Annotated in this window: 15 protein-coding genes; 11 read left to right on the top strand and 4 right to left on the bottom strand. The window is 43.2% G+C overall.

Features of this window, described 5'->3' with window-relative positions; translation table 11 throughout:
• Positions 1 to 53 precede the first annotated feature (53 nt).
• Both EXT47_RS10355 and soxR read right to left on the bottom strand, forming a co-directional pair.
• Positions 54 to 1,838, bottom strand: coding sequence for a DUF885 domain-containing protein (locus tag EXT47_RS10355; RefSeq protein WP_039492359.1), 1,785 nt, complete (start codon positions 1,836 to 1,838; stop codon positions 54 to 56).
• A gap of 13 nt (positions 1,839 to 1,851) precedes the next feature.
• Complete coding sequence (gene soxR / locus EXT47_RS10350) at positions 1,852 to 2,358, bottom strand: redox-sensitive transcriptional activator SoxR (RefSeq protein WP_010375466.1); 507 nt, start codon at positions 2,356 to 2,358, stop codon at positions 1,852 to 1,854.
• An 81-nt stretch (positions 2,359 to 2,439) separates the two neighbouring features.
• Here soxR and EXT47_RS10345 point away from each other — a divergent pair, with 81 nt between their 5' ends.
• A complete protein-coding gene (locus tag EXT47_RS10345; RefSeq protein ID WP_039492356.1) occupies positions 2,440 to 2,895 on the top strand; it encodes a flavodoxin family protein in 456 nt (151 codons plus the stop codon).
• Between the two features lie 239 nt (positions 2,896 to 3,134).
• Here the strand turns inward: EXT47_RS10345 and EXT47_RS10340 are convergent, their stop codons facing one another.
• On the bottom strand, positions 3,135 to 4,769 hold the full coding sequence (locus EXT47_RS10340) for a methyl-accepting chemotaxis protein (RefSeq protein WP_039492354.1): 1,635 nt from the start codon (positions 4,767 to 4,769) through the stop codon (positions 3,135 to 3,137).
• A gap of 392 nt (positions 4,770 to 5,161) precedes the next feature.
• Here EXT47_RS10340 and EXT47_RS10335 point away from each other — a divergent pair, with 392 nt between their 5' ends.
• The 8 genes from EXT47_RS10335 to EXT47_RS10300 all read left to right on the top strand — a co-directional run bounded on the left by EXT47_RS10335 (position 5,162) and on the right by EXT47_RS10300 (position 11,374).
• Positions 5,162 to 5,593, top strand: coding sequence for a hypothetical protein (locus tag EXT47_RS10335; RefSeq protein ID WP_130126542.1), 432 nt, complete (start codon positions 5,162 to 5,164; stop codon positions 5,591 to 5,593).
• 314 nt (positions 5,594 to 5,907) lie between these two features.
• Positions 5,908 to 6,816 (top strand): ubiquinol oxidase subunit II, encoded by a 909-nt coding sequence (gene cyoA / locus EXT47_RS10330; protein WP_130126541.1) that lies wholly within the window; start codon positions 5,908 to 5,910, stop codon positions 6,814 to 6,816.
• A 2-nt stretch (positions 6,817 to 6,818) separates the two neighbouring features.
• Positions 6,819 to 8,801 (top strand): cytochrome o ubiquinol oxidase subunit I, encoded by a 1,983-nt coding sequence (gene cyoB, locus EXT47_RS10325; protein ID WP_130126540.1) that lies wholly within the window; start codon positions 6,819 to 6,821, stop codon positions 8,799 to 8,801.
• A 3-nt stretch (positions 8,802 to 8,804) separates the two neighbouring features.
• On the top strand, positions 8,805 to 9,425 hold the full coding sequence (gene cyoC / locus EXT47_RS10320; RefSeq protein ID WP_010606488.1) for a cytochrome o ubiquinol oxidase subunit III: 621 nt from the start codon (positions 8,805 to 8,807) through the stop codon (positions 9,423 to 9,425).
• Positions 9,425 to 9,784, top strand: a complete 360-nt coding sequence (gene cyoD, locus EXT47_RS10315) for a cytochrome o ubiquinol oxidase subunit IV (protein ID WP_017218861.1) — start codon at positions 9,425 to 9,427, stop codon at positions 9,782 to 9,784. Before cyoC ends, cyoD begins: the two co-directional genes overlap by 1 nt.
• Before the next feature lie 13 nt (positions 9,785 to 9,797).
• Entirely contained in the window at positions 9,798 to 10,676 is an 879-nt protein-coding gene (gene cyoE / locus EXT47_RS10310; protein WP_130126539.1) for a heme o synthase, read from the top strand.
• A gap of 138 nt (positions 10,677 to 10,814) precedes the next feature.
• Positions 10,815 to 11,042, top strand: coding sequence for a hypothetical protein (locus EXT47_RS10305; RefSeq protein WP_130126538.1), 228 nt, complete (start codon positions 10,815 to 10,817; stop codon positions 11,040 to 11,042).
• Between the two features lie 20 nt (positions 11,043 to 11,062).
• Entirely contained in the window at positions 11,063 to 11,374 is a 312-nt protein-coding gene (locus EXT47_RS10300; RefSeq protein ID WP_039492340.1) for a YciI family protein, read from the top strand.
• Here the strand turns inward: EXT47_RS10300 and EXT47_RS10295 are convergent.
• Positions 11,364 to 11,894 carry a TetR/AcrR family transcriptional regulator gene (locus EXT47_RS10295; protein WP_039492338.1) on the bottom strand — a complete coding sequence of 177 codons (531 nt, stop codon included), beginning with the start codon at positions 11,892 to 11,894 and terminating at the stop codon, positions 11,364 to 11,366. The genes EXT47_RS10300 and EXT47_RS10295 overlap by 11 nt on opposite strands.
• Positions 11,895 to 12,004: 110 nt before the next feature.
• On the opposite strand from EXT47_RS10295, the gene EXT47_RS10290 reads away from it, so the two are divergent.
• Positions 12,005 to 12,466 (top strand): HPP family protein, encoded by a 462-nt coding sequence (locus EXT47_RS10290; RefSeq protein WP_039492336.1) that lies wholly within the window; start codon positions 12,005 to 12,007, stop codon positions 12,464 to 12,466.
• A 493-nt stretch (positions 12,467 to 12,959) separates the two neighbouring features.
• Positions 12,960 to 15,008: a winged helix-turn-helix domain-containing protein gene (locus EXT47_RS10285; RefSeq protein ID WP_039492334.1), complete on the top strand. Its 2,049-nt coding sequence runs from the start codon at positions 12,960 to 12,962 to the stop codon at positions 15,006 to 15,008.

Here is a 15,008-nt window from a genome sequence, read left to right as displayed (position 1 = left end):
AGATATCAATTTTTCGAAAAAACAATGCCGGCCATAAAGCTGGCATTATTGTGTTACTTCGCCATTAACTGGCGGATATATTTCACCGGAGCACTACCAAAGCTTAAGAATTTTTCATGAAATGCTTTTAAGTCAAATTCCTTTCCTAGCTTTTGCTTTTGTGTTTCACGGAAGTCGTAAATTTCTCGATAACCAGAGTAATAGCTGGTTAATTGTACTTGGCTCAAGGTTGCACGGCGCCATTTACCTTCGGCTTCTGCACGCTCTTGGAAAGCTCCATTCATCAGCAGATCTAAGCCTTCTTCTTTGCTTATTCCTTTTACTTGGATACCGTAATCTAGGATGGTGTTACAGATCACACGTAGATTCCACTTGTAGTACATTAACCACATTTCAGGCTCAAAGTTACCATAGCCTTCTTCTAGCATCATGCGCTCAGTGTATACTGCCCAGCCTTCAATCATCGCGCCATTGCTTAAGATACTCTTCACCAAAGACGGGGATTCGTTAGAGTAAACCAACTGAGTGTAATGACCTGGCACGGCTTCGTGAATATTTAGGATCTGCAGGATCCAGTGGTTGTATTCACGTAGATACGATTCAGCTTGCTCGTCGCTCATTGAGTCCAGTGGAGAGACGTTATAATAGGTGTTCTCTTTTTTGTCGTATGGGCCCGGAGCACTGATTGAAGCACCAGCAAAGCCACGCATATATTCAGGCGTCTCGCGAACAACTAGTGGCTTTTCTGGGTCTAGCGTGATGAGATCTTTTTCCATCACAAACTTTTCAAGTTCTGGTATTTGCGCCTTGATTTCGCTCACAAAGTTTTCACGCTTTACGTGTTTGACCGAAAGGTGCTTGATAAGCGTGGCAATCGCATCAATGTCAGATTTTGGGCGTGGCTTGTCAGCAAAATACTTTGGCCAGAGTTGATCAACAATCTTAACCATTTCATTGGTAACACGGGCTTTGTCGGCCATTGCCTTTTCATACATTTGCTTGGCGGTGTAGCCAGACTGAATATCAAAGGCAAATTTTTCTTCGTACAGCTTCTCACCAATTCTAAATGAGCGCGCATTACCGTTTTCGCTTAACTCTTTTTCAAGGTTGCTAAGGTAAGATACATATCCATTGATGGCAGATTTCGCGGCAGCGAAGCGTTGCTTGAATAGGGCTTTTTCCTCGGCTGTTAATAATGAAGTCGCGAGTTTATCAAGCAACTCGTCGTTTAATACACTAAATGCGCCTTGGTTTTGTGCAATCGCAAGCTGAGTATATTCAAGCGTTGGATTGTTAATATTGTTTTGTGCTGCTTCATAATACGCTGGCACATATTGAAGACGTGCTAAAACGAGCTTGAGCTTTTCGTCATCCGTTTTAAAGCGGCTGTTGAGTATCGTCGCAAAGCCATAAGAAACATTGTAGTTTGACGGATTCCACTGCCAGCTTTTGAAGGTTTCAATATGCCAGATATCGCGTTTTAAGCGATTTTCAATTAAGTGATAATCGATTTTTTGACTATTGCTTAAGTTAGCAAGGTCGAACTGTTGTAACTTAGCCAGTTGCGCCTGAGAGAAGGCAACACTTGCATCACGAGTCGCTTGGGTTGGTACCGTGATAATATCGTCGTACTTGCCAAAGCCTGCCCAGAGCGACGCTTCTGGGTACTGTTTCCATAAGTCATTGATAAATTGCTGAGAAAAGTCAGCGAATTGTGCATTTGTTGCTACTGTTTGCTGTGAAGCTGAAGGCGTCGTCTCGACAGACGAAGGAGAAAGTGAGCAGCCAGTCAGGCCCATTGCCATGGCTAGCGCCATGCACAAGGCAGTCTTTTTCATTATTGTGTCCTATTTAATGGTTTTCGCTATCATAACAAGATTTTGCTTTATTTGCTTTGTCTGGCTCATCCAACCACACCGCACCGTTAGCCTCTTTGGCAACGATGTCATCGGGGTTGTAGATAGGGCATGATTTCATTGACAAACAGCCACAGCCAATGCAACCATCGACATAGTCTCTTAAACGTTGCATGTAAGCGATTTTTTCGTCTAGCTTTGCTTGCCAGGCTGTAGAAAGTTTGGCCCAGTCCGCTTTGGTTGGTGTTCTTGAGTCTGGCAGTGTATCAAGGGTTTCTTTTATCTCCCCTAGGGTTATCCCCATTTTTTGGCCAGCTTTAATAATGGCAATTCGACGCAACACATCCTTTTTATAACGGCGTTGATTACCGTTATTACGCCAACTGCGAATAAGCCCTTTGTTCTCATAGAAATGCAGTGCAGACACCGCTACGTCAGCTCTTTGGGCAACCTTACCGACACTGAGGTTCGGCTCGTCTCTTAATAATTTTTCAGTTTTCATAAATTAGTACTTTACCTTAACTTAAGGTGAGGTTTTAAGGTAGCACCCAATTTATTATTAGTGCAACTGGAATTGAAGATTATGAAAACAGTCGTTATTTACTCAAGCTCAAACCCCAATGGAAATACCTACCAATCTGCAAAGGCACTAGCAGCAGAAAAAAGAGCTGAGCTCATCTATTTAGACCGCTACAAAATTGGTGAGTATTGCTACAAACACTCTCACAGTGATGATGACTTTGTTAACCTTTTTAGATGGGTACTTGGTTTTGAGCACATCATTTTTGCATCCCCCGTTTATTGGTATGCAGTGACACCAAGAATGAAGGCATTTATCGACAGAATAACCGACTTTATGGACATAGAAGCGTTAAAGCCTGAGCTTAGAGCACTACGTGAAAAGCAGTTTTCTATCTTGTCGACCTCATGCCAAGAAAAAGCACCGGCACCATTTACTGAGATGCTGGTGGGGACCTTTGAATATTTGGGTATGAAATTACAAGAGCAGCGTCACGTCCATTATCCTTATGCTGATTAATCGCTGTGGATTTTGTTGGGTGGTTTATCCACTGAGAAGCTTTGTAACTGGTGTGTATTTAGAGGTGGGAAAGGGCTTTAAAGATCGCTGCATGAAGCAGCTCCTACTCTGGAGTAAAACCAGTCTGATATAACAGTGGTTTACCCGCCGAGCACTTTGTGACTGGCGCGCTAAACCCCTTGCTACCCAACATTTCTCAGCGGAAGTACGCACTTCCGCCTATGCGAATAGGTGCAAGGTCACACCTTAAATTCATTTACCATTTGTGAGAGTCGTTGTGACATTTCGCTTAATTGCTGGCTCGACGCTTTGGTGTGTTCAGCGCCAAGGGCGGTTTGGTTTGCCACTGTTGCGATACCACTGATGTTGTCAGTCATGTCAATAAGATCTTCGGATTGCTTTTCACTCCAGGTGGCGATATTAACGTTAATATCATTCACGGTTGCGATGGAGAGGTTGATTTGCTCTAGTGCGTGCTTACATTCTTGGCTCACTTTGAGGCTTTGCTCGGATGCTGCACGGCAGCTCTCCATTTCTTCAACGGTTGTGGCGACGCCATTGTGAAGTTTATCAATGATCGCTTGAATATCATCGGTAGATTGTTGCGTCCGCTGAGCTAGTGTTCTTACCTCATCGGCCACCACGGCAAAACCGCGACCTTGTTCTCCTGCTCTCGCAGCCTCGATGGCCGCATTCAATGCTAATAAATTAGTTTGATCTGCCACTTTTTTAATGACGTCAAGTACTGCACCAATCTCGGTTGATGAGCGTTGTAGTTCGAGCACAGCTTGTTGCGCTGAGTCGACGCTACGAGAGGCATGCGCTATGACTGCCACATTTTCGTCTACATGCGTCAGCCCTTGGGTCGTCAATGTGGTTGTCTCTGTCACTTTATCAAGCGCACGCTTTGACTCATTATTGACAGCTTGCGCCACTTGATTAAGCGATTGCATGCGGTTTTGCACTGATTCTGTTTCACTGTTTTGTTGTCCAATACCAGCTTGGATCTGCTCGGTAATACAGGATAACTCCTCTGCTTGGGAAGCCAAAGAATGGGTGTTTTCGTTGATATCATGCAGTACATCACGAAAATGCGAGTTCATTTTATTAAATGCGATAGCCATTTGGGCAAGCTCGTCTTTACCGTGGCTTTTCAGTGCAATGGTGAGGTCTTTTTGCGCTGAAATGAGTCCCATAGTGCGGGTGAGCTTATCCAGTGGCTTGGTAATATTTTTACTGATCAAGCTCGAGAGGAAAATAAGTAATATCGCATAGCCGAGCGTTTCAGCAGTCATCAACAAGAGTCGGTCATAAAACTGTTCTTCAACGTCTTGAAGGTAAATGCCTGTCCCAATTGCCCAGTTATAGTGCCCTAAGTTAACAATATAAGAAAGCTTGCCCTCAAGCTCCTTTGTCCCCGGTTTTGGCCATTCATATCGGGCAAAGCCTTGTTGATTTTGATTAGCAATGACGACGAACTGGCTGAATGCCTCGCGAATAAAGCGTTCATGATGGTGAGTCATTGAGGTGCCATTGAGTAGTGGCTTAATGGGATGCGTTACCATATTTCCGTGTAAGTCAAATAAGAAGAAGTAGCCAGCATCACCATAGCGTGCGGCATCAATGAGTTTTTTTATTTTTTCTTGTCTTTGTTGTGGGGAGAGTGAGGTCTCGGTGGCAACCATATTAAGTTGTGCAACTGTGGTTTCCATTAGGTTTTTTGCATTAATACGTCTTTCTTGCGTTAAGCTGTCTCGTAAAACGAGTGCTGATGAGAGTTGCACAAGGGCAATGATCACGACAGACAAAAGCAGACTGAGTCTGAGTTTATTGGGCACTTTCATCAAACCTAGGAGTTTATTCAGCTGCTTCATGAGTTCCTCTAGTAACAAAGAATTAGTTAAAATGACAGCGATGTCAGTTGGCGTGGATCATACTTAGAACGAACCAAAAATAAATAGCATGAACAAGAGATGAATAAGGCGTTAAGCCGTGCAGACGGCTATCTAATTGATAGTTAATAAAAATGTTAATATTTACGTTTTGTAAATTATTGTGAATGAGAACTATTGTTAATAAGTGTGTTTGAGAGTTTTGTCTTAGGGAAGGATGGGGGTTAGGGATAGATCAAGAAAATTTGATATAGATCATTGCAGATATCGCTTGAATCGAATAGCGACTTTGTTATACTCGCTGCGAATTTTCAGTTTAGACTGAAAGTTCTGAACTAATCAATTCTATCAAGATAAAAACATCAGGATAATCTGTGCCACTGTTAAGCTATGTTCGACATACTGCTACTACTGACGACACAACCTATCAAGGTTGTACGATCACGCGTGCGCAGTTATTCGGTCGTATTTTCAGTGTGCTAAGCGCATTGATGATGTTTAACACGGCATTATTATTCACTGGCATGCTAGGTGATGTAGCTGAATTAGAAGCACTTTTTGCAGATAATTCACTACCTGACTCTGTTTTGGTGATGCTTGGAGAGTTTTGGGCTCAGCCTATCTTGTCATTACAATTATTGATAGGTCTTTATTGGTTAGTTTTCCATACTATTTTGCCTACACGCGCTAGCGTTATCCTGCGTAAAACGGCATTCGCCTCTACTGAGGCTATTCAACCTCAACCGGTGCCTAGCGCACATGGTTGTCGTGCTCCTCCTTTTGGGTACCGCTGTCTGTTTGCGTAATCGCAATATTTGAGTCCAGTGCGTTTGATTTACGCGATTTGGATCTGCAGTCAGCAATTCAGTTTCAATTACATTAATCGGCTACTTACAGTCCTTTTAGGGCGAATTGTAAGCTTAGTAAATGTGATTGTCCGTTTACTGTATCGATTATTTGGTAAATGGTTAGTGACTGGTATCAAAGGAGCTTTTCCCTTCACTAATACATTTTCCCTGATGGATACAGTGCAATTCGAACTTGTGCAGCATAGCTTGCACAACTAGATACTCAGCGCGCTTGATAAATAAGCCGCAGCTTATCGTTGAAGGGTAATCAATTGAATAAACGTAGTGTTGTGAATTATGCGTTCGCTTCATTGGGGCTTATGCTCACCGGCTGTAGTGGTGGCATTTTAGATCCCAAGGGGCAAATTGGCATGGATGAGAAGTCCTTGATCATCATTGCCACTGTACTGATGTTACTCGTTGTAGTACCAGTTATTATTCTTACCTTATATTTTGCGTGGAAGTACCGAGACGGTCGTGACCACGAGATTTATGCACCTAAATGGGCTCACTCTAACAAAATAGAAGCCGTGGTTTGGACCATTCCGATTGTGATTATTATTGTACTTGGGGTGATCACTTGGCGCTCTACACAATCACTTGATCCGTATAAGCCGTTGGAAGGTAAAGGTGAACACCTCACAGTTCAGGTGGTATCGCTAAACTGGAAGTGGTTATTTATCTATCCTGAGCAAGGCATTGCTACAGTGAATGAGCTGGTGTTTCCAGCGAATGTACCAGTGGAGTACAAAATCACTTCCGAAAGCACCATGAACTCTTTCTTTATTCCACAGCTTGGCAGCCAAATCTACTCGATGGCTGGGATGGAAACGCAGCTTCACCTGATTGCTAACGAGCCGGGGACGTTCAAAGGCTTTTCTGCTAACTACAGCGGAGCGGGCTTTACGGGTATGAAGTTCGATGCCATTGCGACCAAAGATCAAGCAAGTTTTGATAACTGGGTTGCCGATGTCAAAGCAAACGGCGAAGCCTTAACCGCAGGTCGTTATACGAAACTGGCTGAGCCTTCGGAATATCACCCCGTTGAATATTTTGGCTCGGTAGAGCAGGGCTTATTCCACACCATAGTTATGAAGTACATGCAGGGCCATGGCGAAATGAGTTATTACGCCAAGCCAGAGCATGCTGCGCATCCACATCACGGCAAGGCTGAGGAGTAATTATGTCGTTGTTTGGTAAATTATCCATAGAGGCAATCCCTTATCACGAACCCATCATTATGGTGACGTTAGCTGTGGTGGCGGTTGTTGGTCTAATTGTGGCGGCAATGGTCACAAAACACAAAAAATGGGGCGTACTGTGGCACGATTGGATCACTTCAATCGATCATAAACGCCTAGGCGTGATGTACATTATCTTGGCATTAATTATGTTAATGCGTGGTTTTGCCGACGCCATCATGATGCGCACACAGCTGGCGATGGCAACAAGCGGCGCTGCCGGTTACTTACCTCCAGAACATTATGACCAAATCTTTACGGCACATGGGGTGATCATGATCATCTTTATGGCGATGCCATTTATGATTGGTTTGATGAATATCATCTTGCCACTGCAAATTGGTGCTAGAGATGTTGCCTTTCCGTTTTTGAATAATCTCAGTTTTTGGCTGACGGCGGGAGGGGCAATTCTGATCAACTTGTCCTTGGCATTTGGTGAGTTTGCAAAAACCGGTTGGGTGGCGTATCCGCCATTGTCTGAGTTGTCGTTTAGCCCAGGTGTTGGGGTGGATTACTATATTTGGGCACTGCAAATATCCGGGCTTGGGACATTGCTCACCGCCGTGAATTTCTTGGTAACCGTATTTAAGATGCGTGCACCTGGCATGACGCTAATGAAAATGCCTATTTTTACTTGGACTTGTACTTGGGCAAATATTCTAGTTGCGGCATCTTTCCCAATTCTTACTGCGGTGCTGGCGATGCTAACGCTTGACCGTTATATGGACTTCCACTTCTTCACCAATGAAGCCGGTGGTAATGCCATGATGTATATCAACCTGTTCTGGGCATGGGGTCACCCTGAAGTTTATATTTTGATCTTGCCTGCGTTTGGGATTTTCTCAGAAATTATTTCAACCTTTACAGGTAAACGCCTGTTTGGCTATAAGTCGATGGTGTATGCCAGCGGTGCGATTTCTATTTTGGGCTTTATTGTTTGGCTACATCACTTCTTTACTATGGGTTCAAGCGCCAATGTTAATGCTTTCTTTGGGGTCATGACGATGGTCATTGCGGTCCCGACGGGAGTAAAACTCTTTAACTGGTTATTTACCATGTATCGCGGTCGTTTGCGGATCACGGTGCCGGTCCTTTGGACGTTAGGGTTTATGGTGACCTTTACCGTAGGTGGGATGACTGGCGTACTGCTTGCAATTCCTGGCGCGGACTATGTGCTGCACAACAGTCTTTTCCTAATTGCACATTTCCATAACACCATTATCGGTGGGGCAGTGTTTGGTTATCTAGCGGGTTTTGCTTACTGGTTCCCTAAAGTAATGGGTTACAAGCTTGATGAGCGTTGGGGTAAAGCCTCATTCTGGTGCTGGCTGGTTGGCTTTTTTGTGGCCTTTATGCCGCTTTATGTGCTCGGCTTCTTGGGCATGACACGTCGTCTTAATCATACCAACACACCAGAGTGGAACATTTGGCTATACATCGCGTGCATTGGTGCCTTTATCATTATGTTTGGGATAGTTTTCCAAGTGGTACAGCTAGTGGTGAGCTACAAAAATCGCGAGCAATTGCAAGACACCACAGGCGATCCGTGGAATGGGCATACGCTAGAATGGTCAACGGACTCTCCTCCGCAGTACTACAACTTCGCGAAAACCCCTGTGGTTGACGATATTGACGCTTGGACAGAAATGAAAGAGCAGGGACAGGCATATCAAAAGCCTGCACATTATCAGCCTATTCACATGCCAAAAAATACCCCGGCTGGAGTGCTTATCAGCGCGTCATTGGCCGTGTTTTGCTTTGCCATGATTTGGCATATTTGGTGGTTAGCTGCGGTGGGTTTTGTCAGTGCTATCGCGGTATTTATTAAGCGTTGTTACACCAGCGACGTTGATTATTATGTTCAGGTTGACGAGATTGAGCAGATTGAGTCTGCCCACCTTTCTCGCGCATTACAGGAGGGTTAATTCATGAGTGCAATTACTCCCGCTACGCTGCATGCGTTAGAAGATGCTCACGAGCATGCAGATCATGACACAGGTTCAAATACCGTATTCGGTTTTTGGCTATATCTGATGACGGACTGTTTGTTGTTTGCTTCTTTCTTTGCCACTTATGCTGTGTTGTACATGAACACGGCAGGTGGGGTGTCTGGCAAAGACATATTCGAACTGGGTTTTGTTGCGGTTGAAACTGCGGCCTTACTGTTAAGTAGTATTACCTTTGGTTTTGCCATGATAGCGGCAAACAAACAGAAAAAGTCGCAAACCTTATCTTGGCTTGCGGTGACATTTGCCTTTGGTGCTGTGTTTATTGGTATGGAAGTATATGAATTCCATCACTTAATAGTACATGGTCATGGACCGCAGCATAGTGCTTTTCTGACTTCTTTCTTCTCATTGGTGGGTCTGCACGGCATGCACGTGACGGCAGGCTTGATTTGGATGACTGTGATGATGATTGAAGTGACACGCCGTGGTCTTAAACCACAAACGGTAACGCGTTTGAGCTGCTTAAGCTTGTTCTGGCACTTTTTAGATATCGTGTGGATCTGTGTATTTACCGTTGTTTATTTAATGGGGGCAATGTAATGAGCCATAGTGAATCTCAAGCGTTAGCACAGATGGATGTTCATGAGCATGAACACGATAGCCACGGTAGTGTGAAGTCGTATCTAATTGGCTTTGTGCTATCCGTTATTTTGACAGCCATTCCTTTTGCTGCCGTGATGAGTGGCAGCTTGTCATCTAGCACGACATTTTGGACGTTAGTGACAACGGCGTTAGTGCAAATTTGGGTGCACCTGAAGTACTTTTTACACCTGAACTTTGTTACGGAAGAAGGCAAGGCAAGCACGCTTTCCTTTATCTTTAGTGCGTTGATTATTGTGATGGTAGTGGGGCTGTCGGTCTGGATCATCTACGAATCGAACGCCATGATGATGTATTAACAGGAGAGTAGTCATGCTGCGTCGTTATTTTCAGGTGACAAAACCTGGGATCATTATGGGAAACTTGATTTCAGTCGCAGGAGGCTTTTTATTGGCCTCTCGAGGTGAAGTTGATTGGCTGCTATTTGCCTTGACTCTACTGGGGCTATCTTTAGTCGTTGCGTCAGGTTGTGTAGTCAACAATGTCATCGACAGGGATATCGATGCGGCAATGGCTCGCACTAAAACTCGCGTGACAGTAACTGGGGAAATTTCCTCAGTTGCTGCACTGTTACATAGTCTGGTACTCGGATTATCTGGCTTTGGGCTCTTAGCCTATTTCACCAATTGGATTGCGCTGGGTTTTGCCGCATTTGGGTTTTTTATTTATGTCGGTGTTTACAGCTTATACATGAAACGAAACTCAGTGTATGGCACGGTGGTTGGTAGCCTGTCTGGGGCAGTGCCTCCTGTAGTTGGTTACTGCGCAGTAAGCGGGGTGTTTGACTCTGGCGCTGCCATTTTATTATTGATGTTTTGTCTTTGGCAAATGCCGCACTCTTATGCCATTGCGATTTTCCGTTTTGAAGATTACCGGGCCGCGAATATTCCGGTGTTACCAGTCGCGCAAGGTGTTGAAAAGGCTAAGCATCACATTGTTTTGTATATCGCCATTTATGCACTGGTGGTGATGTTACTACCGCTTAGCGGTTATACCGGCATAGCATTTATGGCGGTGGCCTGTACAACCAGTTTTTGGTGGTTATTGATGGCGCTAAAAGGATACCAAAGAGACTTAGATTTACATGGTTGGGCGAGGCAAGTATTTGCATTCTCAATAGTTAATATCACAGTCCTAAGTATCGCGATGGCAATTGATAATCACAGCACAGTTTCTGCGATGCTGTACTGATCGCAGATTATCCCAAAGTAACTAAAATCCAAAGGCCCACGGGGCCTTTTTTCGTTCTTATCTTATTTGTTTTACGTCGCTTGCTTTTTACCCATTTTATCTCCATATCCAGCTTATTGAATAGATGAGAAGATAATAATGGATATAGGGATCACAGAAGTATTGTTGTTATTTACGGCGATTTTTATGGCGTCCTTTTTACTTTTTAAGGTCGTGCTATGGGCCAAAAAAATGCCAAAAGGCGCCTATCTATTTTTGGCTTTAATGCCGCTCATTTCGCTTTTCCCTATTCCACCACCCGTTTTTAAAAATGTCGCGAAAGCCAAACAAGAACAACGTAAAAAAGCACCCAAATCAGAACCATAATCTCACAGGAAAATAGTTTAATGTCAGCTTCAATATTTATTGTTAATCTTACTTATGTTACCGAAATTGAACAGGTAGAGCCGCTGCTCGCCCCTCACATCGCGTTTTTAGATCGCTTCTATGCCAATGGTACTTTTATCGCCTCTGGCAGAAAAATCCCACGAACTGGTGGGGTTATTTTGGCAAAGGCGAGTAGTGAAGCTGAGCTACTTGATATTGTTCGTCAAGATCCCTTTTATGTCGCCGAAGTGGCTCAGTATGACATTATCGAGTTTGTGCCAAGCAAGTTTGCATCTTGCTTTACAGAAGTAGAGAAATATCTTAATTCTTGAGTGCCCGCTTGGCCACGTCCATATCGTGACAGGTATAGGCCGTTGAAATAATCCCTTCGCTCAATAGAAACAAGCGCTCGACAGCGGCATCATCAGCGTCGTTGAGCGCTTGTTTAAGTAACGTTTTTACCGCAAGTTTGTGCCGCTGGCATAGTTGATTTATTGGATTGGTAAGCTCACCAAATTCTGCCGCCGTGTTGATAAAGTAACAACCACGGAAATCGCCCAGCATCGCCACTTTATTATTAATCCACTGATCTAGTGCTGAAAATAGCTGCTCTGTGAGCTGTTCATTCGTTTGAGCATTTTCAAGGCAACGAGATAACCAAGATATAAATAGGTGATGCCGCTGCTCAAGTGTTGCAAGCACCAGCGCCTCTTTACTCTCAAAATGGTTGTACAGGGTTTTTTTAGCAATGCCAGATGACTTTAATACTTCGTTAATGCCAATGGCATGAATGCCATGTTGATAAAACAGTCCCATTGCGCAATCGATCAGTTGTTGTCTTTTTGTACTCATCAGTCAGTCATGTTTATTAGCGTGATTATAGGTTGACAGAAGTAGACCAACTTGTCTACCATTTGCGTGGTAGACAAGTTGGTCTACTTTTTGGAAAGGGAAAGAATACAATGAGAGAAATACAGCTTGCTTTAATTGCTGGAGCAGGGGCGTTTATCGCAATTGCAATATTGGCGTTTAGTCAAACGATAAGTGCTGAGCATATTTTTTTAATGGCACCTTTGGGCGCAACGGCAGTGCTGGTATTTGGTGTGCCTGAAAGTCCACTTGCGCAGCCTAAAAATGTCATCTTTGGACATATCATTACCGCTACAATCGGGATTATTTTTGCGCAGTATATCGGTGTTAACGAATTCACTTTGGCATTAGCAACGGGGCTTGGCGTATTTAGTATGTTAGTAACAAAAACCACCCACCCACCGGCTGGCGCGAATCCAATACTGATCATGTTGGCACTAGAGGGCTGGAGCTTTTTATTTACGCCTGTGATTATTGGTGCAGTGGTGCTCGTGCTGGTTGGTAAAGCAACGTTAGCGGCTAAAATAAAGCTAACTACAATAACAGCTGCTTGATACTAATCACGCAATTTTCACTTTATTTAATATGCAGACTGCAATGGTCTGCTGTCCTCATAATACCAATCAAATTCACTTTCCAACCAATTTAAAAGGCTAAATACTCTATTCTATGTGTCAAAAGCTTCGCAACGAAATAACCTAAGGTTTAGGTAAAAAAATGGATTAACGTATTATTTTTTATCACATTAAATTATTTTTTTATCCAGCTGGAAAGGCATTAGTTATCCGAAGAGTAGTTACCATAGTAAAGTTTTTGCTGGGCCTATTTAGAGGTAACCGTATTGGTGGTTGCAAAGGGTGGAAGCCTTGCTAAGAGGCCATTTCCTCGTTGCAAAAGGGCTCGTTTACTTAATGTAATTGTTATAGACTAAGCTTTAGCAAACACTTTAACGATTCAAATATTTTTTAATTATTTGACGCCAAACAAACTTATAGTGTCGGTTGGTAAATAAGAATAACAATAAGCCTTACATGGAGTAGATGTAGTTTGGAGCGTATTCAATTTGGCGAGTTTCAGTTTGATACTGGAGCCTATGAATTAACATATCACGGGCAAGTTGTCGCACTTGATCCGAGAATGGTCGCATTGCTGGTTTTTTGCCTCGACAATCCCAATCGAATAATTACTCGGGATGAGTTACAAGATGCGATTTGGCAAGGTGTGATTGTAACCGATAACGCTATCAACAAATTGGTTGCTAATTTACGAAAAATCCTAAATGACGACCCTAAATCTCCACAATATATTCAAACTGTGCCTAAACTGGGCTATCGCTTTATTGCTTCAATAAGTAAGGTCGGTGATGTTAAAGGTCCTAATTATCAAAGATATTTGAAAAGCAGCTCTAATTATAATAATAAGGTACTTGGTGGCGCGTTGATCGGTTTACTCGTTATTGCTGTTTTCGTTTGGAACAGTATTGAAGATACTGAGCTGAGCTATGGTGAAAACAGCGTATTGACTCGGGTTTTGGGTGCCAAGCGTAGTTTGGTTGTCGCCCCAAAAGGGAATTCAGTGAGTTTTATCAATGATACTAGAGGTCATGGGAATACACTTTGGATGAAACATCTCGGTAATAATCACGATGATGTTGGTACTGAAGTGAGCAGTGGAGAGTACTACATTGAGTCTTTAATTGCGCAAACGTCGACGAGTCTTATTTTTAATGGTTATAACGAAGGTCAGTGCGGTTGGTTCAAAGCTCCTTTTACTGAACAGACAAACAGCATTGAGCGAGCACATGTTCAGCGGTTAGGCTGTGACAATCTCGTTGCTCACCGGCTTACCTATGCTACCAAGCAAGAGGCGATATGGTTGTTGGGACATGCCAGAAATCATGAGCATAGAAATACATTATATAAAGTTAATTTTGAAAGCGGGGTTGAGCTAGTCAACATTGCTTTGCCTCAAGATTGGCATTTTGTCTCTGTGGATTTAAAACCCGATTCAAATGATTTGTTATTAATAGCTCATAATAGCCAAGGCATCAGCCGCTTATTTGACTTTGATATCGAGTCGCAAACTTTATCCATGCTAGCTGATATCCAGCAACAAATTGAGTTTGGAATTTGGGGGCAAGGTGGTGATGATGTTGTCTATGTGTCGGCCTCCAAACCGACCCAATTACAACTGTTTAATACGCGAAATAACAAGGAACAAACGCTTGTAAGTTTGGGGGATCGAATTTGTTGTGAGTTAGCGCGCCATCCCAATGAAAAAGATTACATTTACTCAACTTACGACAAAAACATTGATCTAAATTGGCAAACAGCAGGTTTTGAGTTAGATAATAGCAACGGCAATGAGCGATTACCTGCATTTGCAAACGATCAAGTCGGGATCTACTTTGCTTCCAATCGTGCTGGTCATAGTTACATCTATTTTCAAGCTCCAGAACAACGAGCTACACCCATTTTTCCTATTGCAGAACATGCAGTATTGAGAGGCCTTTCTGTCTCTCCCGATGATAGGTTTGTGCTACTTAATCACGATAATCACCAATTGTGGTTGCTTGACAATGAAGAGAGAAAGGTAACACAGCAAACCTACTTAGACGGTTATGGCTTTGCCCAATCTTGGATTAATTCTACGTTATTTGCTATTACAGTGAAGCAAAATAAGACGCGTAAAGTTAGAGTCTACAACCGTCAACTACAATTAGTTGCAGAGCTCCCTTCATCATGGGTAAGGCTAATGGTTGATAAAACAGATAAAAAGTCTGTGTATGTGTACAATCAGCAAAGCGAACTTTATCGGTTCAACTTAGCTGATGTTCTCAATGGTCAGATGAAAAATGGGGCTTTACTTGGTGAAATAGCGCATTTTCACCAAGGTGTTATAGAAAAAGGCGTGCTTTATGCCGGTAACGATAAAGAGACAACACTCACTACCTATAAGATTCATGATGACTCGCTACAGCGATTAAGCCAAAAGCGTTTTGATGGTTATTACGGATTTGATGTTAGAGATGGTCAAATTATTTATGCCAGTGCTCGGGCATTTAGTAGTGATTTATACACTACCCGAGCACAGTAG

It is taken from the genome of Pseudoalteromonas sp. CO342X, from assembly GCF_004208915.1.
In the GTDB taxonomy this organism is placed as follows: domain Bacteria; phylum Pseudomonadota; class Gammaproteobacteria; order Enterobacterales; family Alteromonadaceae; genus Pseudoalteromonas; species Pseudoalteromonas maricaloris.
This window is presented reverse-complemented; position numbering and strand designations above follow the sequence as displayed.